The organism is Streptomyces sp. NBC_00435 (genome assembly GCF_036014235.1).
GTDB lineage: Bacteria > Actinomycetota > Actinomycetes > Streptomycetales > Streptomycetaceae > Streptomyces.
Map to the genome: position 1 here is coordinate 4,153,604 of NZ_CP107924.1, position 23,010 is coordinate 4,176,613.

At 70.4% G+C, this 23,010-nt stretch carries 22 protein-coding genes; 15 read left to right on the forward strand and 7 right to left on the reverse strand.

Annotation, left to right across the window (positions count from 1 at the left end):
- Window positions 1-19: 19 nt before the first annotated feature.
- Complete coding sequence (locus tag OG389_RS19055; protein WP_328299672.1) at window positions 20-1,486, forward strand: aminopeptidase P family protein; 1,467 nt, start codon at window positions 20-22, stop codon at window positions 1,484-1,486.
- A gap of 111 nt (window positions 1,487-1,597) precedes the next feature.
- On the opposite strand, the gene OG389_RS19060 is transcribed toward OG389_RS19055, so the two are convergent.
- Window positions 1,598-2,071 (reverse strand): ATP-binding protein, encoded by a 474-nt coding sequence (locus tag OG389_RS19060; RefSeq protein WP_328299673.1) that lies wholly within the window; start codon window positions 2,069-2,071, stop codon window positions 1,598-1,600.
- A 324-nt stretch (window positions 2,072-2,395) separates the two neighbouring features.
- Here OG389_RS19060 and OG389_RS19065 point away from each other — a divergent pair, with 324 nt between their 5' ends.
- The 9 genes from OG389_RS19065 to OG389_RS19105 all read left to right on the forward strand — a co-directional run bounded on the left by OG389_RS19065 (window position 2,396) and on the right by OG389_RS19105 (window position 12,247).
- Window positions 2,396-3,211: a hypothetical protein gene (locus tag OG389_RS19065; RefSeq protein WP_328299674.1), complete on the forward strand. Its 816-nt coding sequence runs from the start codon at window positions 2,396-2,398 to the stop codon at window positions 3,209-3,211.
- Window positions 3,212-3,319: 108 nt separating this feature from the next.
- Entirely contained in the window at window positions 3,320-4,048 is a 729-nt protein-coding gene (locus OG389_RS19070) for a YcnI family copper-binding membrane protein (RefSeq protein ID WP_328299675.1), read from the forward strand.
- 89 nt (window positions 4,049-4,137) lie between these two features.
- Complete coding sequence (locus tag OG389_RS19075) at window positions 4,138-4,791, forward strand: SCO family protein (RefSeq protein ID WP_328299676.1); 654 nt, start codon at window positions 4,138-4,140, stop codon at window positions 4,789-4,791.
- Complete coding sequence (locus OG389_RS19080; RefSeq protein WP_328299677.1) at window positions 4,788-5,282, forward strand: copper chaperone PCu(A)C; 495 nt, start codon at window positions 4,788-4,790, stop codon at window positions 5,280-5,282. Before OG389_RS19075 ends, OG389_RS19080 begins: the two co-directional genes overlap by 4 nt.
- 22 nt (window positions 5,283-5,304) lie before the next feature.
- A complete protein-coding gene (locus tag OG389_RS19085) occupies window positions 5,305-7,350 on the forward strand; it encodes a copper resistance CopC/CopD family protein (protein WP_328299678.1) in 2,046 nt (681 codons plus the stop codon).
- A gap of 5 nt (window positions 7,351-7,355) precedes the next feature.
- A complete protein-coding gene (efeB, locus tag OG389_RS19090) occupies window positions 7,356-8,654 on the forward strand; it encodes an iron uptake transporter deferrochelatase/peroxidase subunit (RefSeq protein WP_443059307.1) in 1,299 nt (432 codons plus the stop codon).
- Window positions 8,655-8,696: 42 nt separating this feature from the next.
- Window positions 8,697-9,632: a prephenate dehydratase gene (gene pheA, locus OG389_RS19095; RefSeq protein WP_328299679.1), complete on the forward strand. Its 936-nt coding sequence runs from the start codon at window positions 8,697-8,699 to the stop codon at window positions 9,630-9,632.
- A 528-nt stretch (window positions 9,633-10,160) separates the two neighbouring features.
- The gene (gene serS / locus OG389_RS19100; RefSeq protein WP_328299680.1) at window positions 10,161-11,438 is read left to right on the forward strand and encodes a serine--tRNA ligase; all 1,278 of its coding nucleotides are present in this window, start codon (window positions 10,161-10,163) and stop codon (window positions 11,436-11,438) included.
- A complete protein-coding gene (locus tag OG389_RS19105) occupies window positions 11,435-12,247 on the forward strand; it encodes an HAD family hydrolase (protein WP_328299681.1) in 813 nt (270 codons plus the stop codon). Before serS ends, OG389_RS19105 begins: the two co-directional genes overlap by 4 nt.
- A gap of 95 nt (window positions 12,248-12,342) precedes the next feature.
- On the opposite strand, the gene OG389_RS19110 is transcribed toward OG389_RS19105, so the two are convergent.
- From OG389_RS19110 to OG389_RS19130, 5 genes are all read right to left on the reverse strand, one after another.
- The gene (locus OG389_RS19110; protein WP_328299682.1) at window positions 12,343-13,044 is read right to left on the reverse strand and encodes a rhomboid-like protein; all 702 of its coding nucleotides are present in this window, start codon (window positions 13,042-13,044) and stop codon (window positions 12,343-12,345) included.
- A 125-nt stretch (window positions 13,045-13,169) separates the two neighbouring features.
- On the reverse strand, window positions 13,170-13,889 hold the full coding sequence (locus OG389_RS19115) for an ABC transporter permease (RefSeq protein WP_328299683.1): 720 nt from the start codon (window positions 13,887-13,889) through the stop codon (window positions 13,170-13,172).
- Between the two features lie 14 nt (window positions 13,890-13,903).
- Window positions 13,904-14,815 (reverse strand): ABC transporter ATP-binding protein, encoded by a 912-nt coding sequence (locus tag OG389_RS19120; RefSeq protein WP_328299684.1) that lies wholly within the window; start codon window positions 14,813-14,815, stop codon window positions 13,904-13,906.
- Complete coding sequence (locus tag OG389_RS19125; RefSeq protein ID WP_328299685.1) at window positions 14,812-15,699, reverse strand: ABC transporter permease subunit; 888 nt, start codon at window positions 15,697-15,699, stop codon at window positions 14,812-14,814. Before OG389_RS19125 ends, OG389_RS19120 begins: the two co-directional genes overlap by 4 nt.
- On the reverse strand, window positions 15,689-16,696 hold the full coding sequence (locus tag OG389_RS19130; RefSeq protein WP_328299686.1) for an ABC transporter ATP-binding protein: 1,008 nt from the start codon (window positions 16,694-16,696) through the stop codon (window positions 15,689-15,691). The genes OG389_RS19125 and OG389_RS19130 overlap by 11 nt, the downstream gene beginning before the upstream one ends.
- 227 nt (window positions 16,697-16,923) lie before the next feature.
- On the opposite strand from OG389_RS19130, the gene OG389_RS19135 reads away from it, so the two are divergent.
- The 4 genes from OG389_RS19135 to OG389_RS19150 are packed head-to-tail and all read left to right on the forward strand — an operon-like array spanning window position 16,924 to window position 21,407.
- Window positions 16,924-17,793: a M24 family metallopeptidase gene (locus OG389_RS19135; protein ID WP_328299687.1), complete on the forward strand. Its 870-nt coding sequence runs from the start codon at window positions 16,924-16,926 to the stop codon at window positions 17,791-17,793.
- 5 nt (window positions 17,794-17,798) lie between these two features.
- A complete protein-coding gene (locus OG389_RS19140) occupies window positions 17,799-19,577 on the forward strand; it encodes an SDR family oxidoreductase (RefSeq protein WP_443059441.1) in 1,779 nt (592 codons plus the stop codon).
- A complete protein-coding gene (locus tag OG389_RS19145) occupies window positions 19,574-20,482 on the forward strand; it encodes a metal-dependent hydrolase (protein ID WP_328299689.1) in 909 nt (302 codons plus the stop codon). Before OG389_RS19140 ends, OG389_RS19145 begins: the two co-directional genes overlap by 4 nt.
- Window positions 20,483-20,492: 10 nt before the next feature.
- Window positions 20,493-21,407 carry a MerR family transcriptional regulator gene (locus OG389_RS19150; protein ID WP_328299690.1) on the forward strand — a complete coding sequence of 305 codons (915 nt, stop codon included), beginning with the start codon at window positions 20,493-20,495 and terminating at the stop codon, window positions 21,405-21,407.
- Between the two features lie 104 nt (window positions 21,408-21,511).
- On the opposite strand, the gene OG389_RS19155 is transcribed toward OG389_RS19150, so the two are convergent.
- The gene (locus tag OG389_RS19155; protein WP_328299691.1) at window positions 21,512-22,270 is read right to left on the reverse strand and encodes an aquaporin; all 759 of its coding nucleotides are present in this window, start codon (window positions 22,268-22,270) and stop codon (window positions 21,512-21,514) included.
- A gap of 135 nt (window positions 22,271-22,405) precedes the next feature.
- Between OG389_RS19155 and OG389_RS19160 the strand changes: the two genes are divergently transcribed.
- The gene (locus OG389_RS19160) at window positions 22,406-22,945 is read left to right on the forward strand and encodes an RNA 2'-phosphotransferase (protein ID WP_328299692.1); all 540 of its coding nucleotides are present in this window, start codon (window positions 22,406-22,408) and stop codon (window positions 22,943-22,945) included.
- Window positions 22,946-23,010 lie beyond the last annotated feature (65 nt).

The window sequence follows — 23,010 nt, forward strand, 5'->3', positions numbered from 1 at the left end:
GTCGTACTGAGGAGAAGACGTGGCTGACGAGCTCACCCCGGAGACCCCGGAAGAAGAGCAGCCCAAGAAGAAGCACAAGCAGCGCAAGAACGGGCTGTACCCGGGTGTCAGCGAAGAGCTCGCCGAGAGCATGCGCACCGGCTGGGCCGACACCGAGCTGCACGGACTGGAGCCGATCGCCCAGGCCGCGCACACCGCCGCGCGCCGCTCCGCGCTGTCCAGGCGCTTCCCCGGCGAACGCCTCGTCGTCCCCGCCGGCCGGCTGAAGACCCGCTCGAACGACACTGAGTACCCCTTCCGCGCCTCGACCGAGTACGCCTACCTCACCGGTGACCAGACCGAGAACGGCGTCCTCGTCCTGGAGCCCGCGGGGGAGACCGGCCACACCGCCACCGTCTACCTGCTGCCCCGCTCCGACCGCGAGAACGGCGAGTTCTGGCTCTCCGGCAGCGGCGAGCTGTGGGTCGGCCGCCGCCACTCCCTCGCCGAGGCCGAGCAGCTGCTGGGCCTGCCCGCCAAGGACGTGCGCAAGCTCGCCGAGGAGCTGGCCGATGCCGAGGGGCCGGTCCGGCACGTCCGCGGTCACGACTCCGTCATCGAGAGCGCCCTGACCGACAAGGTCACCAAGGAGCGCGACGAGGAACTGCGCGTCTATCTCTCCGAGGCTCGCGCCGTGAAGGACGCCTTCGAGATCGGCGAGCTGCAGAAGGCCGTCGACTCCACCGTCCGCGGCTTCGAGGACGTAGTGAAGGTGCTCGACAAGGCCGAGGCCACCTCCGAGCGCTACATCGAGGGCACCTTCTTCCTGCGCGCCCGCGTCGAGGGCAACGACGTCGGCTACGGCTCCATCTGCGCCGCCGGCCCGCACGCCTGCACCCTGCACTGGGTCCGCAACGACGGCGACGTCCGCTCCGGCGACCTGCTGCTGCTCGACGCCGGTGTGGAGACGCACTCCCTCTACACCGCCGACGTCACGCGCACGCTGCCGATCAGCGGCACGTACACCGACATCCAGCGCAAGATCTACGACGCGGTGTACGAGTCCCAGGAAGCCGGCATCGCCGCCGTCAAGCCGGGCGCGAAGTTCCGGGACTTCCACGACGCCTCGCAGCACGTGCTCGCCGAGAAGCTCGTCGAGTGGGGCCTGCTGGAAGGCCCGGTCGAGCGCGTCCTGGAGCTCGGCCTGCAGCGCCGCTGGACCCTGCACGGCACCGGCCACATGCTCGGCATGGACGTCCACGACTGCGCCGCCGCGCGCACCGAGGCGTACGTCGACGGCACGCTGGAGCCGGGCGTGTGCCTCACCGTCGAGCCCGGTCTGTACTTCCAGGCCGACGACCTGACCGTGCCGCAGGAGTACCGCGGCATCGGGGTCCGGATCGAGGACGACATCCTGGTCACCGAGGACGGCAACCGGAACCTGTCGGCCGGGCTGCCCCGCACCTCGGACGACGTCGAGGCGTGGATGGCGCGCCTCAAGGGCTGAGGCGAGCCTCAAGGGCTGTTGGCCCGCCTCAAGGGCTGACGGCGCCGCTGATACCCCCGCTCGCTGACGCCGATGGGCGGAACCCTCCACGGGTTCCGCCCATCGGTGCGTCTACGAGACCTTCAGCAGCGAGTCGTCCCGCCACTTCAGCATCTTGTCGAAGCTGACCACGGCTCCCCGGCCCGGCCGGTTGCGGAAGCGGACGTGATCGGCGAGCTCCTCGATCAGGTGCAGGCCCCGGCCGTGCTCGGCCAGGGACGGTCTGCGGCGGGCCACCGTCGCGGGCGGGAACCCGGGACCCGAGTCGCTCACCTCGATGCGGCAGCGGTCGCCGTCGAGATAGGCCGTGACGTGGTACGCCCCGGTCCCTTCCGGAGCTCCTCCGTCCGGGACTCCGACGCGCGGGAGGGCCTCGCAGCCGCCGTGTTCCACCGCGTTCGCGCACGCCTCGCTCAGCGCCACCGACAGGTCGAAGGAGATGTCAGGGTCCACCCCCGCGGTCTCCATCGTTCCCAGCAGCAGCCGCCTGGCGAGGGGCACACTCGCTGCTTCGCGCCTCAAGTGGAGAGACCACCAGATGCTCATACGGTTACCTATTGCCGCTCGTGGCGGTGAGTAAGCCCCCGAGAGCCCACAGAGCCCTCATTCGGCCGATGCGGCACTCCCGGGCGGGGGTGTATGCGGCCATCCGGGCACCACGCGCGGGCGGTCCGTTCGCGGCGGCGCCCGGTCACCGGCCGCGGCGCCCGTCCGGCACCGGTGCGTCATGCGGTGGCCTGCGTGCCGCTGCCGTGCCGTATGCGTCCGGCATCCGTGCGGCACGCCTGCGGCATCCGTGCGCGGGAACGCAAAGCGTCTGTCGCACCTGCCGTATGAGCCGTCCAAGCCCAGTGCGATGATGGGCCGGCCATGACTGCCCCCCACGCGACGCAGGCCGGATCCGGCCTCAGGCTGATCCGGGCCGCGGTGTTCACCGCGGTCTGTGTCGTGCTGTCCGCGGCCGGGCACGCACTGGCCTCCTGCGCGACGGTGCCCTGGTGGTCGCTCTGCGCCGGATTCCTCGCCGTCTTCGCGGTCGCGGCCCCCCTCGCGGGACGCCGCCGCTCGCTGCCCGGCATCGTCGCCTCGCTGGCGGGCGGACAGTTCGCCCTGCACACGCTGTTCGGCCTCGGCCAGCACACCGCCCCGGCGGGCGGCGGCGCCTCCTCGGACACCTCGCTCGCGGCGCTGGCCGCCCAGCTGGTGTGCGGGGGCAACTCCGTTCCACCCGGTCCGGCGGATGCCCGGCGGATTCTGGAGAGCGCCGGCCTGGACCCGGACACCATGGCCGCGCGGGCCGGGACGTCGGGGCATCCGCTCCACGCCCACATGGGGCAGGGCCTCGTGGAGCCGGCCGGCGGGCTGGTCGGCCTGTTCACCCCCGCCATGCTCATCGGGCACCTGCTGGCCGCGCTCGCCGCCGGCTGGCTGCTCGGTCGCGGGGACGCCGCGCTGTTCCGTCTCCTCGAACTGTCCAGGCTCTCCGCCGGAGCCGGCCCGGTACGCCCGCTGCGTGCCGCGCTGGCCTACGTACGGACCCTCGGCGCGGGTCTGCCGCGCACGCCGGCCCGTACCGCACGAGCGGCCAGGCACTCCGCCGGCTCCGCCGTCTCCACGGGCCGGGACGCGCTCCAGCACACGGTGATCAGGCGCGGGCCGCCCATGGGGTTGGCCCTCGCAGCCTGAAGCGGCACCTCTCCTCCCCGGGACACCCGACGGGAGCACCGGTGCCGCGAACTCCGTGCGCGCCGCGCGCGGAGCCACCGTCACCACAGCTTCCGTGGAGTTTCTGCCATGAAGACCTCTCGCGTCTCCTTCGCCGCCGCCCTCGCCGCCGGTTCCGTCCTCCTCCTCTCCGGCACCGCCTTCGCCCACGTCGGCGTGCAGCCCGGCGAGGCCGCCAAGGGCGGCTACGCGACGATCAACTTCAAGGTCCCCAACGAGCGCGACGCCGCCTCGACCACCCAGCTCGAGGTCAACTTCCCGGTCGACCAGCCGCTGTCCTCCGTCATGCCGCAGGACGTCCCCGGCTGGACCGTGAACGTCGAGAAGACCAAGCTCGACAAGCCGCTCACCGTGCACGGCAAGCAGATCAACGAGGCCGTGACCAAGGTGACCTGGTCGGGCGGCAAGATCGAGCCCGGCAAGTTCCAGCAGTTCCCGCTCTCCCTCGGCAAGCTGCCGGACAACGCCGACAAGATGGTCTTCAAGGCGATCCAGACCTACGACAACGGCGAGGTCGTCCGCTGGATCGAAGAGTCCAAGGAAGGCGCCGCGGAGCCGCAGAACCCGGCGCCCGTCCTGAAGCTGACCGCCGCCCCGGCCGCGGGTGACGACCACCACGACGACGCGAAGAAGACGGACGGCGACAAGAACGGGGCCGCCGCCGGCCACGAGGGCAGCCACGACGAGGCCGCCAAGAGCGGTTCCGACACGACCGCGCGCGCCCTGGGCATCGCCGGCATCGTCATCGGACTCGGTGGCGTGGCCTTCGGCATCGCCTCGCGCCGTCGCACTTCCTGACCTGCCGATCCCGCGCGTCCGGCCGGCCGTTGCGGCCCGGCCGGGGCCGCGGATCCACCCGTACCACCCCCGAACTCAGGGACATTCCCATGCGCACCACACGTGTGACGCTCGCCGCCCTCGTGACGGCGGGCGCGCTCGCTCTCACCGCCTGCGGCGGTGAGACGGCCAACACCGGCAAGGTCACTCAGATCAGCGAGAGCCAGGTCAAAGTCGGCTCCGCGACCGTGCTCGACCGCCCCTTCGACAAGCCGGACGTCGTCCTCACGGACACCACCGGCAAGCCGTGGAACCTGCGGGAGCAGACCAAGGGCAAGCCGACGCTCATCTACTTCGGCTACACCCACTGCCCCGACGTGTGCCCCCTGACGATGAGCAACATCGCCGTCGCCAAGAAGGCACTCCCCAAGGCCGACCAGGACAAGCTCCAGGTCGTCTTCATCACCACCGACCCAGAACGGGACACTCCCGAATCCCTCGGCGCGTGGCTCAAGGCCCAGGACCCGGCATTCACCGGGCTGACCGGGGACTTCGCCACCATCCAGGCCGCCGCGCGCACGCTCGGCATCGGTATCGAGGCCGCCACGACGGATGCCAACGGCAACGTCGTCTCCATGCACGGCGCCCAGGTCATCGCTTTCTCGCCCAAGACCGACGAGGGATACCTCCTCTACGGCGAGAGCACCACCGTCGATGACTACACCAAGGACCTGCCGAAGATCGTCAAGGGAGCGAACCCGTGACCGCCCGCACCACCCGCGCCCTCGCCGCCGCCCTCTCCCTGACGGCCACGCTCGCCATATCCGGCTGTTCCTCGGACTCCAAGGACTCCGGCACCGACGCGGTCGGCGCCAAGCCGGAACTGACGGTCAGCGGCGGCTACATGCCGCAGCCCGTGAACGCCGAGATGGCCGGCGCGTTCATGGTCATCAAGAACGGCTCCAAGACCCCCGACAAGCTGACCGGTGTCACGAGCCCGCTCTCCGACGATCTGCAGATCCACGAGACCAAGGATCAGAAGATGCAGCAGGTGCATTCCATGGACGTGCCCGCTAAGGGCGATCTCAAGCTGGAACGCGGCGGCAGCCACGTGATGTTCATGGGGCTCAAGAACACCCCCAAGGTCGGCGACAAGGTCACCGTCGAGCTGCGCTTCGAGAAGTCCGGCCCGATCAAGGTCGAGCTGGACGTCAAGGAGCGGACGTACAAGGCCGACAACTCCACCGCCCGCTGACGGACCGAGGGACTGACACGCCATGACGGCCACCGCCCCGACCCCATCCACGGACCGCGTCCGCGCCACGGCACTGCTGCCGCGGCTCACGCTGGTCCTCGCGGCCCTGCTGGCAGCCTTCTTCGCCACGGCCACCCCGGCCTCGGCGCACGCCGCGCTCACCGCGAGCGACCCGGTGGACGGGGCGGTGGTCGCCACGGCGCCCGCCCAGGTCTCGCTCTCCTTCTCCGAGGGGGTCGCCATGAACGGCGACTCCATCCGCGTCCTGGACCCCCGGGGCAAGCGCGTCGACACCGGTGAACTGCGCGACCTCTGCAGCGGGAACACCATCCGCTACGGCACCGCACTGCGCCCGGGGCTGCCCGACGGCACTTACACGGTCGCCTGGCAGGCCATATCCGCCGACAGCCACCCGGTCTCCGGCGCCTTCACCTTCTCGGTCGGAGCCCCCTCGGAGACTGCCGTCTCGCTGCCCTCGCGGGCCGCGGGCGACGGCCCCGTCGCCATCGCCTACGGCATCGCGCGCTACGTGGCCTACGCCGGGTTCGCGGTGCTGGTCGGCGCCTCCGCGTTCATCCTGCTGTGCTGGCGCCGGGGCGCCGCCGAGCGACCGATGCAGACGCTGGTCGTACGGGCCTGGGTCGCGCTCACCGTGGCCACCCTCGCGATGCTGATGCTCCGCACCCCGTACACCGGGTCCGGGAACTTCGCCGACGCCTTCGACCTCTCCGGGCTGAAGAGCGTCCTGGAGACCAAGTCCGGCGCCTCGCTCGTCTCCCGGCTGCTCCTGCTCGGCGCCGCCGCGCTGTTCATCACCGTCCTGTTCGGCTCCTACGCCCGGCGCCACCGGAGCGCGGAGGAATCGGAGGCCTCGGTCTCTGGGGACGCTGCGGGCTTTGGGGACGCTGCGGGCTCCGCGGGCTCTCCGGATGGGGACGCCAAGGAGGAGAGCGACCTCGTCTTCGGGCTCGGCATCGGCGGGGCCGTCGTAGCCGCCGGTATCGCCGCCACCTGGGCCCTGTCGGAGCACGCCTCCACCGGAATCCAGCCGGCCATCGCCATGCCCGTGGACATCCTGCACCTGCTGGCCGTCGCCACCTGGCTCGGCGGACTCACCGCACTGCTGGTCGCGCTGCACAAGGTTCCCGGGATCGAGCGTGAGGCCATCCGGCGCTTCTCCGCCGTCGCGTTCACCAGCGTTGTCGTACTGGCGGCCACCGGCACCTACCAGTCCTGGCGCCAGGTCGGCAGCTGGTCCGCCCTGACCGGGACCGACTACGGGCGGCTCCTGCTCCTGAAGATCGGCCTCGTCGGGGTAGTCGTCGCCATCGCCTACGTCTCCCGCAAGTGGACCTCCCGCCTCGCCGGGTCGGGCCAGGACGCGAAGACCGCGGCGAGTGCGGACGACTCCGATGTTTCACGTGAAACATCGCCCGCGTCCACCGCCAACGGCACCACCACCGCCGTCTACGGGAGCGGAGCCGAGGCCACCGACCCCCGGCGCGCGGCGCAGCTCGCCCGCCAGAGCGCCGCCCGGCGCACCGCGCGGGAGAAGCAGGCGCGCGACGCGGACCCGGACCGCGCGGGCCTGCGCCGGTCCGTACTCGCCGAGGCGGGTGTGGCCGTGGTCCTGCTGGCCGTCACCACGATCCTCACGAGCACGGAGCCCGGACGCGCCGCGGAGCTGGAGGCCAGCCGCGGCTCCAACGCCGCCGCCGTTCCCGATCGCGCGGTCAAGATCACGCTGCCCTTCGACACCGGCGGTCAGAACGGCAAGGGCCTGATCCGGCTCCAGCTGGATCCGGGCCGGGTCGGCGCGAACAACCTCCACGTGTGGGCCGAGACCCCTGACGGGAGTCCCTTCGACCTCCCCGAGATCAAGATCTCGTTCACCCTGGAGGCGAAGGAGATCGGCCCGCTCCCGGTCGTGCCCGAGTACGCCACTCGCGGGCACTGGACCGCGTCGGGCGTCCAGCTCCCGCTGTCCGGCGACTGGCGGATCGATGTGACCGTCCGCACCTCCGACATCGACCAGACGACCGTCCAGAAGAACGTGAAGATCGGCTGACCAGCGTGACCCAGAACAACGAGACCACCGACACCGCCGGGAGCCCCACGGGCCACCCCCGCGTCGAGATCTCCCGGCGCCGGCTGCTCGGCACCGTCGGTGCCGCGGGCGCCACCGGGCTCGCCCTCGGCGCCACCGGCGGCGCCCTGGTGCACTCCGCGGTGTCCGGCTCCGGGACGCCCGGTTCCGCCGGTGCCCCGGCCGGCATCGGCGCCACACGGGTCGCCTTCCACGGGGAGCACCAGGGCGGGATCACCACGCCCCTCCAGGCCAAGGGCCACGTCCTCGCCTTCGACCTGGCGCCCGGTGCGGGACGGACCGAGGCCGCCGCCCTGATGCGCCGCTGGTCCGACACGGCCCGGCGGCTCACGGCCGGCGAGACCGCGCCGGTCGCCGACAGCGGGATCGCCCTCGATGCCGGGCCGTCGTCCCTCACCGTCACCTTCGGGTTCGGCCACTCCTTCTTCGAACGCACCGGACTCACCGCCCGCCGTCCCGCGGCCCTCGACCCGCTGCCGGATTTCTCCTCCGACCGGCTGGACCCCCAGCGCAGCAACGGCGACCTGTGGGTCCAGATCGGCTCCGACGACGCTTTGGTCGCCTTCCACGCGCTGCGCGCCCTGCAGAAGGACGCCGGGGAGGCGGCGAAGCTCCGCTGGCAGATGAACGGCTTCAACAGGTCTCCCGGTGCCACCGCCGCTCCCGTCACCGCCCGCAACCTCATGGGGCAGGTCGACGGCACCAACAACCCGAAGCCCGCCGAAGCCGACTTCGACAAGCGGATCTTCGTCCCGGGCACGGTGCCCCCGGAGCACGCCTGGATGGTCGGGGGCTCGTACGCCGTCGTCCGCCGCATCCGCATGCTCCTCGACCACTGGGACCAGCAGTCGCTCGCCCAGCAGGAGCAGGTCATCGGCCGTACGAAGGCCACCGGCGCCCCGCTGACCGGCGGTGACGAGACCACCGCCATGGCCCTCGACAGGATCGGCGCCGACGGCAAGCCGGTCATCCCCTCCAACGCCCACGCCCGGATCTCCGCGCCCGCGCAGAACGGCGGGGCCGCCATGCTCCGGCGCCCCTTCTCCTTCCACGACGGGATCTCGGGCGACGGAACCCCCGACGCGGGGCTCCTCTTCATCTGCTGGCAGGCCGATCCGGCGCGCGGTTTCGTCCCCGTCCAGCGCAAGCTCGACCGCGGCGACGCCCTGTCGGAATTCATCCGGCACGAGTCCAGCGGCCTGTACGCGGTGCCGCCCGGTGCGCGGGCCGGGGAGTACGTGGGGCAGCGGCTGCTCGAAGGATGAACAGCTCAGGTGGCCTCAGGGCCCCGGCATTAGGCTGATCGCATGTCGGCCACCCGCTTCACCTATCTCGGTCCCGAGGGCACGTTCACCGAAGCCGCCCTCCGCACACTGCCCGAAGCCGCCACCCGGGAGCTCGTCCCGATGGTCTCGGTCCCGGCCGCCCTGGATGCCGTGCGCAACGGCGAGGCCGCGGCCGCCCTGGTCCCGATCGAGAACTCGGTGGAGGGCGGGGTCACCTCCACCCTCGACGAGCTGGCTTCCGGCGTACCGCTGATGATCTACCGCGAGGTACTGCTGCCGATCGCGTTCGCGCTGCTGGTGCGGCCCGGGACCGCGCTGTCGGATGTCAAGACCGTCACCGGGCACCCGGTCGCGCAGCCGCAGGTACGCAACTGGCTGCGGGCGAACCTGCCCGACGCCTTGTGGGAGTCGGCCGCCTCCAACGCCGACGGGGCCCGGCTGGTCCAGGAGGGCCGCTTCGACGCCGCGTTCGCGGGCGAGTTCGCGGCCGCCACCTACGGGCTGGTCCCGCTGGTCACCGAGATCCACGACGCGCAGAACGCGGAGACCCGCTTCGTGCTCGTCGGCCGGCCCGCCCGGCCGGCCGCGCCCACCGGGGCCGACAAGACTTCCGTCGTGCTGTGGCTCGGCGACGACCGTCCCGGAGCGCTGCTGGAGCTGCTCCAGGAGTTCGCCGTCCGCGGGGTGAACCTCATGCTGATCCAGTCCCGGCCGACGGGCGAGGGGATCGGCAACTACTGCTTCGCCGTGGACGCCGAGGGACACATCTCCGACCGCCGGGTGGGCGAGGCACTCATGGGCCTCAAGCGCACCTGCCCCCAGGTCCGGTTCCTCGGCTCGTACCCGCGCGCCGGTATCGCTCAGGGTGACGTCCAGGCCGAACGGCCCGGTACCTCGGACGGCGACTTCACGGCGGCCTCGGACTGGCTGACGCGCTGCCTGGACGGGCGTCCGTAACGCTCCGTCCGCTGTCCACAGAGTTATCCACAGGTGCAGATGCAGACCTGGGGACAAGTCGACAGAGCAACATGACAAGGTCGACAAATCGGTCGGGTGGCACAGGTTTCGCGCTGGCGAGCGGGGGGTGAACGGCGTCACCCCCGCATCACCGATCAACCCTTTGGGACGAGCCATTCCCACCCGAATGAGTGTGTGAGGGTGGTTTGAACCCTGATTGAGCCCGCTCGCTCCATAGTCGGGATTGATCTATTCCTGTGTCCACAGATGCGGCGCACAGCCTGTGGATAAGCCGGTACGGCCAGCAATTCCTGTGGACAAGGAAGGCCCCTCCAGCCCTGCTCAGGGGCTGCCCGATCGCTGGGGGTGTGCCCCTTTTCGGGGAATGGGACCGCTTTTATCGACCCTTGCGGAAGCGTCAGTTCCAGCCGCCCGCCGACAGTTTTCCATTCGCGGCAATTGGGACAAAGTGACACGCAGCGTGATATCGGTGCGCTCCCGGGAAGCCCGGCCCGGTAGCCTGGAGGGGTGATTGACCTCCGGCTGCTCCGTGAAGACCCTGACCGTGTCCGCGCCTCGCAGCGCGCCCGTGGAGAGGACGTCGCCCTCGTCGACGCGCTGCTCTCCGCCGACGAGCGCCGCAGGTCCTCCGGTATGCGATTCGACGAACTCCGCAACGAGCAGAAGTCGCTCGGCAAGCTCATCCCCAAGGCCTCTCCGGAGGAGCGGACGGAGCTGCTGAAGAAGGCCGATCAGCTCAAGCAGGACGTCAAGGCAGCCGAGGCCGAGCAGAACGAGGCGGACGAAGCCGCCAAGCAGCTGCTCCTGCGGCTCGGCAACATCGTCCACACCGACGTACCCGTCGGTGGCGAGGAGGACTTCGTCGTCCTCGAGACGCACGGCACCATCCGCGACTTCGGCGCCGAGGGCTTCGAGCCCAAGGACCACCTGGAGCTCGGCGAATCCCTGGGCGCCATCGACGTCGAACGCGGCGCCAAGGTGTCCGGCTCGCGCTTCTACTACCTCACCGGTGTAGGCGCCCTGCTGGAGCTCGCGCTCGTCAACGCGGCCATCGCGCAGGCCACCGAGGCCGGCTTCATCCCGATGCTCACCCCCGCGCTGGTCCGCCCGCGTGCCATGGAGGGCACCGGCTTCCTCGGCCAGGCCGCGGAGAACGTGTACCACCTGGAGAAGGACGACTACTACCTGGTCGGCACCTCCGAGGTCCCGCTCGCCGCGTACCACATGGACGAGATCATCGACGCGGACAAACTGCCGCTGCGCTACGCCGGCTTCTCCCCGTGCTTCCGCCGCGAGGCCGGCACGTACGGCAAGGACACCCGCGGCATCTTCCGCGTCCACCAGTTCGACAAGGTCGAGATGTTCTCCTACGTCGCACCGGAGGAGGCCGAGGCCGAGCACCAGCGGCTCCTGGACTGGGAGAAGCAGTGGCTGACCAGCCTGGAGCTGCCGTTCCAGGTGATCGACGTCGCCACCGGTGACCTGGGCTCCTCCGCCTCCCGCAAGTTCGACTGCGAGGCGTGGATCCCCACCCAGGGCAAGTACCGCGAGCTGACCTCCGCCTCGAACTGCGACGGATTCCAGGCCCGCCGCCTGTCGATCCGCTACCGCGACGGCAAGAAGACCGCGCCCCTGTCCACCCTGAACGGAACGCTGTGCGCCGTGCCGCGCACGATCGTCGCGATCCTGGAGAACCACCAGCAGGCCGACGGTACGGTCCGGGTGCCCCCGGTGCTCCGGCCCTACCTGGGCGGTCGCGAAATCCTGGAGCCGATCACCAAGTGAGCACGGCCCCGTTCCCGTACAAGCTCGTCGCGACCGATCTCGACGGGACGCTGCTGCGCGGCGACGACACCGTCTCGGAACGCACCCGTGAGGCACTCGCCGCCGCCACCGCGGCGGGTGCCGCGCACATCATCGTCACCGGCCGCGCCGTGCCGTGGACCCGGAACGTCCTCGACGACCTCGGCTACGAGGGCATCGCGGTCTGCGGGCAGGGCGCACAGGTCTACGACGCGGGCGCGCACCGGCTGCTGACCTCGGTGACCCTGGACCGGAAGCTGGCCGCGCTGGCACTGGAGAAGATCGAGGCCGAGGTGGGTCCGCTGGCGCTGGCCGCCAGCCGGGACGGAGTCGAGGGCGAGGTGCTCTTCGGCCCCGGCTACCAGGTCCAGGAAGGGCTTCCGGCGCTCTACCTGGAGGACACCTCCGAGGTGTGGACGGCTCCGCTGAACAAGCTGTACATCCAGCACCCCGAGCTGGACGAGGACGCCCTCGTCCAGGTGGCGCAGCAGACCGTGGGCAGTCTGGTCGGCGTCGTCATGGCCGGTCCGGGCATCGTGGAGATCCTGCCGCTGGGGCTGAGCAAGGCCACCGGCCTCTCGCTGGCCGCGCGTCGGCTGGGGGTGAAGGCGGCCGAGACGATCGCCTTCGGCGACATGCCCAACGACATCCCGATGTTCGGCTGGGCCGCACACGGGGTGGCCATGGCCAACGCCCACGTGGAGCTCAAGGCGGTGGCCGACGAGGTGACCACCTCCAACGAGGAGGACGGCATCGCCGTGGTCCTGGAGCGTCTGCTGGGCGCCGCGTAGCCGGAAGCACCGTACAGGGAAGGTCCGGAACGGCCCGCGCCGTGAAGCGCGCTCGAAGTGGCTGTTCCGGACCTTCTTGTTTCTCCCCGCACGGCTCACTCTGCCCCCCGCCGCACGCCTCTTACCAGTGATTTTCCGTGCGGCGGCCGTGGCTTCGGCGGCCGCGGGTGCCTGGGGTGGGGATGACGGGTCAGCGGCCAGGCGAGCAGACCGACGGCGAGCGCGATGGCGTGACCGAGGTCGGTGAAGGTGCCGCCGGTGATGAGCGGAAGCCCGAAGAAGGCCAGGGACCCAGCGAGGTAGAGCCAGCGCCAGGGGCCGTGGAGGCGGTAGGTGAGCACCCCGACGGCGGCCGCCAGGCCGTAGCTGACCCCGATGTCGACGACGTGGACCATGCTGCGCGGGGCGCGGTTGTCCTGGATGGCCATCAGGACCGCCTTCTGGCTGACCAGGGTGGCCGTGATGTGGCCGGTCGCGACGATCACCAGCCAGCGCAGTGTCCCCAGCCAGCGTTCGACGTTGGCGTGGAAGACCTCGAAGAGCACCGCGTACAGGGCGAGCGAGGCCGGATCCACGATCCAGAAGGCGCTGCTGAGCAGTGCCCGTACGGGGTGCCGCGCGAGCTCGTGGATATTGCTGCTGTTGCGGTGGAGCAGGACGTGTTCGAGGTGGTCGGGCACGATCACGACCACGATGCTGGTGACGGCGATGATCAGCAACCAGATGTGCGTGCCGGGCGCGGACCGTATCCAGGACCGTACCGGCCTGGACGGCTCGGGCTCGAGGTGCTCGATCATGCCCCGATGATCCCGCGCGAAGCTGTGCCCCGCCTGGCCGGTGGGCCGGGCGGGGCACTGTTTCACGTGAAACATCCCGTGGGGACACCGTGGCACGGGATCTGCCACGGGGGCCGCCGCGAGGTCTACTCCTCGCCCGCCAGGGTGAGCCGGCGGAGCTTCTGGCCGGCGTAGAAGGTGGCGCCCACGGTGACGGCGACGAGCAGGACCACAGCGGTGGGCAGCCCGACGGTGGCATCCACGTAGCCCTCACCGGCGACCTTCTGCGCGAGGGCCAGTGCCCACTGCTGGACGCTGAGGGTCTTGGCCCCGTCGACCAGGCTGCCGAACAGCGACTCCCAGATCAGCGCGTAGACCAGGCCGAAGACCACCGCGTGGCGGCTGACGGTGCCCAGCAGCAGGAACAGCGCGCTGTAGGCGACCGAGGCGATGAGGGCGGCGACGGTGTAGGCGACGGCGATCTGCTGGCCGTTGCCGTTGAGGATGTAGCCCGCGATCAGGGTGGGGATCGCGGAGAAGACCATGGTGACGGCGATCGCGACGATCAGCTTCGTCATGATGATCGTCGGGCGCTTCACCGGCTTGGAGAGCAGGTAGACGATCGAGCCGTCGTCGATCTCCGGGCCGATGGCGCCGGTGCCGGCGATGACCCCGATCAGCGGGACCATCGTGGCCAGGGCGAAACCACCGAGGAGATCGGCGGCGACCCGGTCGTCCAGGCCCGTGAAGGCGCGGACGACGATGGAGATGACGATCAGCAGGGCGGGCAGCGCGAAGAGGATCAGCGCGCGGCGGCGGCCGAGCAGGGCCCGGTAGGTGAGCCGGGCAACGGTGGGGTTGTACATGGGTGCCAGCTCCTTCAGGCCGTGACGAGGTAGGAGAAGACCGACTCGAGGGACTCGTCGGAGGGCGAGACCGTCAGCAGCCGGATGCCGTGCTGGCGGGCGACCCGCGGCAGCAGCTCTGTGAAGCGCCCGAAGTCGACGGCCTGGACGCGCAGAGCACCTTCCTTCAGGTCGACCTCGATCCCGGCCGTGGACGGGTCGGCGATCAGGGCCGCGGCGAGGACCCGGTCGTCGGAGGAGCGGACGAGGTAGCGGTGCGGGCGGTCCGTCATCAGGCGGCGGATCTTGCGGAAGTCGCCGGAGGCGGCGTGCCGGCCGGCGACGACCACCTCGATGTGGGAGGCGAGCTGTTCGACTTCCTCCAGGATGTGCGAGGAGAACAGCACGGTTCGACCGTCGTCGCCCATGCGCCGCAGCAGGTCCATGAGCTGCATGCGCTGGCGCGGGTCCATGCCGTTGAACGGCTCGTCGAGCAGGAGCACCGACGGGTCGTGGACCAGTGCGGAGGCCATCTTCACGCGCTGGCGCATGCCCTTGGAGTACGTGGAGATCTTGCGGTCCTGCGCGTACTCCATCTCGACCGTGGCCAGGGCCCGCTGGGCGGCCACGTCGTCGAGCCCGTGCAGTTCGGCGTTGGCCACGACGAACTCGCGTCCGGTGAGGAAGTCGTACATGGCCTCGCGCTCGGGCACGACGCCGATCTGCTTGTAGACCTGCTCGTTGCGCCAGATCGCCGTGCCGTCGAGGGTGACGGTGCCCGTGGACGGGGCGAGGAAGCCGCCCATCATGTTGATGAGCGTGGACTTGCCCGCGCCGTTGGGGCCCAGGAGGCCGGTGACCCCGGGACCGATGCGCATGGTCACGTCGTTGACGGCGACGACGTTCCCGAACCAGCGGGAAGTGTGGTCGATGTCGATGATGGTCACAGCCCGGCCTTCCGGTAGCGGGCCATCAGGGCGGCGTAGGAGCCGGCGATGAGGCCGAGGATGACGAGCAGGTAGAGGACGGCGGCGGCGCCCGAGGGGGCCTCCTGGCCGGGGAAGGCGGAGGTGGCGCCGAGGAAGGCGGCCTGGAACCCGTCGATGAGCGTGATCGGGGAGAACAGCCCCAGCCACTCGACGACGCCGGGGGAACCGGTGCTGTTGGCGATGCCCTGGACGGCCGTCACCGCGCCGAACGGGATCAGGAGCACGGCGATGATGGCGGCGACGCCGAAGCCGCGGCGCGGGGTGAGCGCGGCCATGACCAGGCCGAGGCCGGAGAAGAGGAGTGACAGTACAAGTACCGACACGAGTGCCTGCCCGAATCCCTTGGTCTGGTCGCCGAAGTCGAACTTCGCCAGCAGCGAGCCGATGTACATGATCACCAGCGGGCTCGCGGTGAGGATGAACAGCGCCGAGGCCATCGCCGCGAACTTGGCGAGCACGTAGTCGACGCGCTCGATCGGCCGCGAGAAGTACAGCGGCACCGTCTTGAAGCGCAGGTCGCGGGAGACCGACTGGGGTGCCTGGGAGGCGAGGTAGAGGCCGATGATCACCTGAGTGGTCAGGGCGTACGTCGTGTACTTGATCGGCAGCTCGGTGGAGCCGGGCACGGCGATCGCGACCGCGACGAGGATCAGCGCTGGCACGCACATCACCGCGAAGAGCAGCATCGGCAGCACCTTGGACTTGGCCGAGCGGCCCAGTCCGTAGGCGCCGCGCAGGGACTGCGAGAACAGCGACTTGCGGGCGTAGGAGCGGCCGAGCCGGAGGCCGTCGTAGGACCGGTAGCCGATGTTGTGAATCTGGGTCGAGGTGTCAGGCGCCATCGGAACCGGCTCCCTTCTGCTGGGTGGCGTACTGGGCTGCGGCCTCGGCGGCCGCGTTGTCGCTGTCGCGGAACACCTCCGCGATGTGGTGGCGTCGCTGCTCCATGCGGACCAGGCCGATGCCGAGGTCGGCCACGGTGTCGCGAACGGTGTCGTACGTGGCCTCGCCGGTGGCCTCGACCAGCAGGATGTGGCCGGCGCCGGGCAGGCCCTGCTCCTCTCCCGCGTGCAGCGTGACGCCCGCCTCGGTGAGCGCCTTGCGCAGGGCGGCGGTGCCGTCCGGGTGGGCGTCGGAGTCGGTGACCTCGACCGCGAGGGTGGTCGTGGTCTGCGTGAAGTCGCTGGTGGAGCTGGAGCGCAGCAGTTTGCCGCCGTCGACGACCACGACGTGGTCGCAGGTCCGCTCCAGCTCGCCGAGCAGGTGGGAGGTGACCAGGACCGAGATGCCGAAGTCGGTGTAGACGCGGCGGATCAGGCCCAGCATCTCGTCGCGGCCGACCGGGTCGAGGCCGTTGGTGGGCTCGTCGAGGAGGACCAGCTGGGGGTCGTGGACCAGCGCCTGGGCAAGCTTGACGCGCTGCTTCATGCCGGTGGAGTAGCCGCCGATGGGGCGGTAGCGCTCCTCGTACAGCCCCACGTGGCGCAGGGTGTCCGCGGTGCGCTCACGCGCAGCGGTCGGCGGGAGCCCGGACATGCGCGCCATGTGCACGACGAACTCGGTGGCCGAGACGTCGGGGGGCAGGCAATCGTGTTCGGGCATGTAGCCGACGCGTTCGCGGATCGCGCTGCCATGGGTGGCGACGTCGAGTCCGAGCACCGCGGCGGTGCCCTCGGTGGCGGGGGAGAGTCCCAGCAGAATCTTGATCAGCGTGGACTTGCCGGCTCCGTTGGCACCCACGAGCCCGGTTACTCCGGGCCCGATGTCCAGGGAGAGCCGGTCGAGGGCGGTCACTCGGGGGTACCGCTTGCTCAGGCTTTCGGTCGCGATGACAGTCACGTGGACGACGTTAGTGGCGTGCCGCTCCCGGATCGTCAGACCTGGAGCTTGATCCTTTCTCAGCCTTCAGGACTACGGCCCCTGACATAAGGCTGACTCCCGGCTGATGCGTCCCGGACAAGTTTGTCCACAGGTCCGTGCACGGGCCTTGACGTGATCTCCAGTCATTGTCACATTCATCAGTGTCAAGTTACGGGCGCGTACGGCTATATGGACGGGCGGCTGGCATGGCTGGGGACACCAAGCAACGCACCAAGCGGCGCACCACCGGGCTCTCCGCCGAACTGAGCGGGTTCAGGGAGGTGCAGCGCCTCTCCTACGAGTGCGCGGAGGCCGTCGCGGCGCAGCTGCGCCCCGGTGTGACCGAGCGCGAGGCGGCTCGTATGCAGCGCGACTGGCTGCGCGAGCGCGGGGTGCGGGACTGGTTCCACATGCCGTTCGCGTGGTTCGGCGACCGCACCGCCTTCACGAACTTCAGGATCCCGCTGCAGTTCTTCCCGACGAACCGGGCCCTGGAGCCGGGGATGCCGTTCATCCTCGACATGGCCCCGGTCTACAAAGGCCACACCGCGGACATCGGGTACTCGGGCAGCCTCGGCCTCAATCCGGTGCAGGACCGGCTCATGTCCGATCTGCAGGCGCACCGCGCGCTGATCCTGGAGCAGGTGCGCGAGCGCCGCACCCTGCGCGACATCTACGAGGAAGTCGAACGGCTGATGATCAGCCAGGGGTACACGAACCGGCACCGGGCATACCCCTTCGGCGTCATCGCCCACAAGATAGACCGGGTCAAGGAGCGGAGCTGGTCACCGACCGCGTTCGGGTTCGGCACCCAGGCCCTGCGGGGGCTGGCCTCCGACGCCCTGCGCGGCCACCGCGAGGGCTGGTCCCCGCTGTGGAGCCCCTACCGCTTCTCCGACCACCCTCCGCAGCCCGGCCTGTGGGCGGTGGAACCGCACCTGGGCTTCCGGGGCACCGGAGCGAAGTTCGAGGAGATCCTGGTCGTCACCGACTCCCGGGACCCCGAGGAGAGCGCGTACTGGCTGGACGACGATCTGCCGCACGTGCGGCGCTGGGCTGAGGAGAAGGCGGCATGAGCACAATGACGGGCGCGGGCGCGGGTGCGGCGAGCGGGCGCGAGCGCTGGGTGAGCACGGGTGGGGTCGAGCTGTGCGTCGTCGAGCTCGGTGACACGGACCGGCCGACCGTCATCCTGGTGCACGGGTACCCGGACAGCAAGGAGGTCTGGTCGCAGGTCGCCGAGCGGCTGGCCTCCCACTTCCACGTGGTGCTCTACGACGTACGGGGCCACGGGCGTTCCACGGCCCCGCAGCCGCTGCGCGGCGGCTTCACCCTGGAGAAGCTGACCGACGACTTCCTCGCAGTCGCGGACGCGGTCAGTCCGGACCGCCCGGTCCACCTGGTCGGTCACGACTGGGGTTCCGTGCAGGGCTGGGAGTTCGCGACGGTCGCCCGCACCGAGGGCCGGATCGCCTCCTTCACCTCGATGTCGGGGCCCTCCCTCGACCACTTCGGTCACTGGATCAAGAAGCGGATGGCACGGCCCACCCCGCGCCGGGCCGCCCAGTTGCTGAACCAGGGCGCCAAGTCCTGGTACGTCTACATGCTGCACACGCCCGTGCTGCCGGAGCTCGCCTGGCGCGGTCCGCTCGGCAAGCAGTGGCCGAAGATCCTCCAGCGGGTGGAGAAGGTCCCGGCCGGGGACTACCCCACGGCCTCACTGCCCTCCGACGCCGCGCACGGCGCCTGGCTCTACCGGGACAACGTCCGGCCCCGGATGCGCCGTCCGCGCGCCGACGCGTACGCCCACGTACCGGTCCAGCTGATCACCCCCACCGGGGACGCCTTCCTCTCCGAGCGGCTCTACGACGAGCTGGAGCTGTGGGCTCCGGACCTGGTGCGGCGCACCCTGCCGGCCAAGCACTGGGTGCCCCGGACCCGGCCCGACCAGCTGGCGTCGTGGATCACCGAGTTCGTCACCGCCCGGGAGGAGCCCGCCACGCGGGCACCGGAGCACAGGGCCCCGGGCAGGTACACCGACCGCTTCGGCGGCCAGCTGGTCCTGGTCACCGGAGCCGCCAGCGGCATCGGCCGGGCCACCGCCTTCGCGTTCGCCGAGGCCGGGGCCCGTGTGGTGTGCGTGGACCGGGACGCCGACGGTGCGGCGCGCACCGCCGACATGGCCCGCCTGGTCGGCTCACCGCAGGCCTGGGGCGAGTGCGTCGACGTCAGCGACGAGCAGGCGATGGAGAAGCTCGCCGCGAAGGTCGCCGCCGAGTACGGGATCGTGGACGTCCTGGTCAACAACGCCGGCATCGGCCTGTCCGGTCCTTTCATGGAGACGAGCGCCGAGGACTGGAAGAAGGTCCTCGACGTCAATCTGTGGGGCGTCATCCACGGCTGCCGGCTCTTCGGCAAGCAGATGGCCGACCGCGGGCAGGGCGGGCACATCGTCAACACCGCCTCCGCCGCCGCCTATCTGCCGTCCAGGACGCTGCCTGCGTACAGCACTTCCAAGGCCGCGGTGCTGATGCTCAGCGAGTGCCTGCGGGCCGAGCTGGCGTCGAAGTCGATCGGCGTCTCGGCGATCTGCCCGGGCATCGTCAACACCAACATCACGGCCACCTCCCGCTTCGCCGGGGTGGACGAGGCCGAGGAGAAGCGGCGCCAGCAGAAGTCCTCCCGCCTGTACGGGCTGCGCAACTTCCCACCGGAGAAGGTCGCCGAGGCGATCCTGCTCGCGGTCGTGAAGAACCAGGCCGTGGTCCCGGTGACCCCCGAGTCCAAGGGCGCCCTGTGGATGTCCCGGTTCGCACCGGGCACCCTGAGGCGGTTCGCGAAACTGGAGCCCAGGTTGTGAGCGGGGTGGCCCCGTACCCGATCGCCCCGCGCCGGGTGGCCTTCAGCTGGAGGACCACCCCGCTGCACTGGATACCGGACGAGCCCACCGCCACCCATGTCATCAACGTGCTGCACCTGTTGCTGCCCGCCGGTGAGCGGTGGTTCGTGAAGGTCTTCAAGGAGGGCCTGCCGCTGGTCACGGACCCGGGGCTGCGGAGCCAGGTGAAGGGGTTCATGGGCCAGGAGGCCACGCACAGCGTGCAGCACTCCTACGTCCTGGACCACCTGGCCGAACAACGGCTTCCCACCGGGGCGTACACGAAGCACGTGGACTTCCTCTTCGAAAAACTGCTGGGGGAGACCCCTCCGTTCGGGGTGCCCGTGACAGCGCAGGAGTGGCTGCGTTTCCGGCTGTCGCTGGTCGCCGCGATCGAGCAGTTCACGGCGGTCCTCGGGGACTGGGTGCTCGGCGCCGAGGGGCTGGACCGGGCCGGCGCGGACGAGATCATGCTCGATCTGCTGCGCTGGCACGGAGCGGAGGAGGTGGAGCACCGCTCCGTCGCCTTCGACATGTACCAGCACTGCGGGGGCGCGGGCCTGCCCCGCTACGCGCGCCGCGTCGAGGGCATGGTCGTGGTGGCCCCGGTACTGGGCTGGCTGTGGATCCTGGGTGCCTCGTACCTCCTGCGCAACGACCCGGAACTGCGCGGGCGGCCGCGCTATTCGCTGCGCGAGCACAACCGGGCGGTGGCCAAGGGTCTGCTGCCCACTTGGAGAGAGCTCGGCACGGCCATACCCCGCTACCTGCGACGGTCGTACCATCCCTCGCAGGAGGGCTCGCTGCGCAGGGCGGTCGAGTACCTTGCGGCTTCACCTGCCGCCCGGTCAGCGGCGGGCGCGGTCGGCCGAGCCGCCATGTCGTAGGGAGCCGGGATTGTCCGATCAGGCAGTAGCCGAGTACCGGATCGAGGATCTGGCGCACCACAGCGGTGCGACGGTCCGCACGATCCGGGCGTACCAGGACCGCGGTCTGCTGCCGAAGCCGGAGCGGCGAGGCCGTTCCAATGTCTACCGGGACACGCATCTGGCGCGGCTGCGCCAGATAGCCGACCTGCTGGACCGCGGTTACACCCTGGCCTCCATCAAGGAACTGCTGGAGGCCTGGGACGCGGGCCGCGGGCTCGGCGGTGTCCTCGGGCTGGTCGCCGAGGTGCACGGGCCGTGGACGGACGAGGAAGCGGCCCGCATCACCCGGGACGAGCTGAACGACCGGTTCGGCGGCAAGCCGGACGACGACGCGGTCGGTGAGGCGTGTGAGCTGGGTGTGCTGGAGCGGATCCCCGGCCGCCCGGACCAGTTCCTCGTACCGTCCCCGCAGGAGCTGGCGGTGGCCGCCGAACTGTATGCCGCCGGCGTCCCGCTGCCCGCGATCACCGGTCATCTGCGGGAGTTGCGCGGCCAGGTGGAGTACATCGCTTCGCGCTTCCTGGAGTTCACCACGGAGCACGTCTTCGCCCGCTACCTGGGGGCCGTTCCCCCGACCGACTCCGACGCGGCCGAGGCGGCGACGATGGTACGAAGGCTGCGTCCGCTGGCGCAGCAGACGGTGGACGCGGAGCTGGCGCGGGCGATGCGACTCTTCGCCACGCGGCACCTGCAGCGGCACCTGGGGGCGGTCGGAACTCCGCAGCCGTCCGGCCCGGCCCCGGTGGCGCTGCCCGCCGAGACTGTGCGGGCGGTGCAGGAGCTGGTGGGTGCCGACCATGTGGCGGAGTTCGTCCGGGCCGCCACGGAGCGGGAGCTCCAGGCCCGGACGATGAACGATCTGGCGAGTCGTGGAGGCCGGTAGTGCTCGATCAGTAGTCCACAGGTCGGATCACTCTTTTGCCGCCGAAACCGGCGCAAAGGGCTGTGGACAACTCCGACCTCCCTGTGGGGAACCATGCCGGCGGGTCAGCTGACGGTCTGGTACACCGGTTCGGTGGTGCTGCTTTCGGCCACCGGGCCGACGGTGTCGGCCGCGGTCGAGCGGGGGTTTCCGTAGAGCACGGCCGCGAGGACCAGGCCGAGGATCCCGCCGACCAGCTGGGCGGCGACGAACCCCGGCAGCGACTGTGGGGCGATGCCGGTGAAGGAGTCGCTGAAGCTGCGGCCGATGGTGCCGGCCGGGTTCGCGAAGGAGCCGGAGGAGGTGAACCAGATCGCGGCGGCGATGTAGGCCGCGACCGCGGCCGGGATCAGCTTGGGACGGCCGATGCGGCCGAGGCCCTGGATCACCAGGACCAGTCCGGCGGTGGCCACGACCTCTCCGACGAGCAGGTGTCCGCCGTCGCGGATCCGGGTGGAGAAGACGCCCGGGACACGGCCGAACATCGTCTCCGCGAGGACGGCGCCAGCGATCGCCCCGGCGGTCTGGGCCGCGGCGTAGACGAGGGCCTCGCGACCGTCGAGCCCCTCACCTCCGGTGCGCCGGCCCCACCAGGAGGTGAGGGTGACGACCGGGTTGAGGTGGGCGCCCGAGAGCGGCCCGAAGAGCGTGATGATCAGCCCGAGGCCGATGGCGGATGCGAGCGAGTTGGCGGTGAGGGCAACGGCCGTGTCAGCGGTGAGCGCTGCGGCCTGGATTCCGGATCCGATGACGACCACGAGGAGGGCGGCGGTGCCTATCAGTTCGGCGACCGCGCGCCGCGACAAAGACGAACTATTTGTCATACTTTTCTTCCCCTTGAGTGGCAGTTCAGCGGAAAATGTATTCCGTATCTTGGAAACGCGATAGAGGGAGTCCAGGTTCGAGGGAAGGGCGAAAAATCGCTGCGCCGGACCCGGCCGACCCTGCACGCTGGGCGAATGGATGACAAACGCACCGTCAAGGTGTCCAAATACGTCTCGAAACACCTCCGCCATCAGCCGGAACGCATCGGACTGGTGCTCGATCCACAGGGCTGGGTGGAGATGGACGACCTTCTGAGCGCGGCGGCCGACCACGGTTTCCCCATCAGCCGGGCCGAGCTCGACCACGTGGTCGCCACCAACGACAAACAACGGTTCGCGGTCGACGGCAACCGGATCCGCGCCAGCCAGGGACACACCGTCCCCGTGGACCTGGACCTGCCGGAGGCCGAACCGCCCGCGTACCTCTACCACGGCACCGTCGCCGCGGCCCTGGACGCGATCCGCGCCGAGGGACTGCGCCCGATGGCCCGCCACCACGTACACCTGTCCCCCGACCGGGAGACCGCGACCCGCGTCGGCGCACGGCGCGGCCGGCCGGTCGTCCTCAGCGTGGACGCGGCGGCGATGCGCGCCGCCGGACACGTCTTCCGGATCAGCGCCAACGGGGTCTGGCTGGCGGACTCCGTGCCCCCGCAATTCCTACGGTTCCAGTGAGAACGCGAGCGGAATGACGAGCACGGAATTCACAGGGGGATTGTCAGATCATCCCCCTACTCTGT

Bases quoted from the DNA above. Each gene is read 5' to 3' on its own strand.
- OG389_RS19060 (WP_328299673.1), bottom strand. From the start codon at position 2,071: ATGAGCATCTGGTGGTCTCTCCACTTGAGGCGCGAAGCAGCGAGTGTG.
- OG389_RS19065 (WP_328299674.1), top strand. From the start codon at position 2,396: ATGACTGCCCCCCACGCGACGCAGGCCGGATCCGGCCTCAGGCTGATC.
- OG389_RS19070 (WP_328299675.1), top strand. From the start codon at position 3,320: ATGAAGACCTCTCGCGTCTCCTTCGCCGCCGCCCTCGCCGCCGGTTCC.
- OG389_RS19075 (WP_328299676.1), top strand. From the start codon at position 4,138: ATGCGCACCACACGTGTGACGCTCGCCGCCCTCGTGACGGCGGGCGCG.
- OG389_RS19085 (WP_328299678.1), top strand. From the start codon at position 5,305: ATGACGGCCACCGCCCCGACCCCATCCACGGACCGCGTCCGCGCCACG.
- pheA (WP_328299679.1), top strand. From the start codon at position 8,697: ATGTCGGCCACCCGCTTCACCTATCTCGGTCCCGAGGGCACGTTCACC.
- OG389_RS19110 (WP_328299682.1), bottom strand. From the start codon at position 13,044: ATGATCGAGCACCTCGAGCCCGAGCCGTCCAGGCCGGTACGGTCCTGG.
- OG389_RS19115 (WP_328299683.1), bottom strand. From the start codon at position 13,889: ATGTACAACCCCACCGTTGCCCGGCTCACCTACCGGGCCCTGCTCGGC.
- OG389_RS19125 (WP_328299685.1), bottom strand. From the start codon at position 15,699: ATGGCGCCTGACACCTCGACCCAGATTCACAACATCGGCTACCGGTCC.
- OG389_RS19135 (WP_328299687.1), top strand. From the start codon at position 16,924: ATGGCTGGGGACACCAAGCAACGCACCAAGCGGCGCACCACCGGGCTC.
- OG389_RS19140 (WP_443059441.1), top strand. From the start codon at position 17,799: ATGACGGGCGCGGGCGCGGGTGCGGCGAGCGGGCGCGAGCGCTGGGTG.
- OG389_RS19155 (WP_328299691.1), bottom strand. From the start codon at position 22,270: ATGACAAATAGTTCGTCTTTGTCGCGGCGCGCGGTCGCCGAACTGATA.
- OG389_RS19160 (WP_328299692.1), top strand. From the start codon at position 22,406: ATGGATGACAAACGCACCGTCAAGGTGTCCAAATACGTCTCGAAACAC.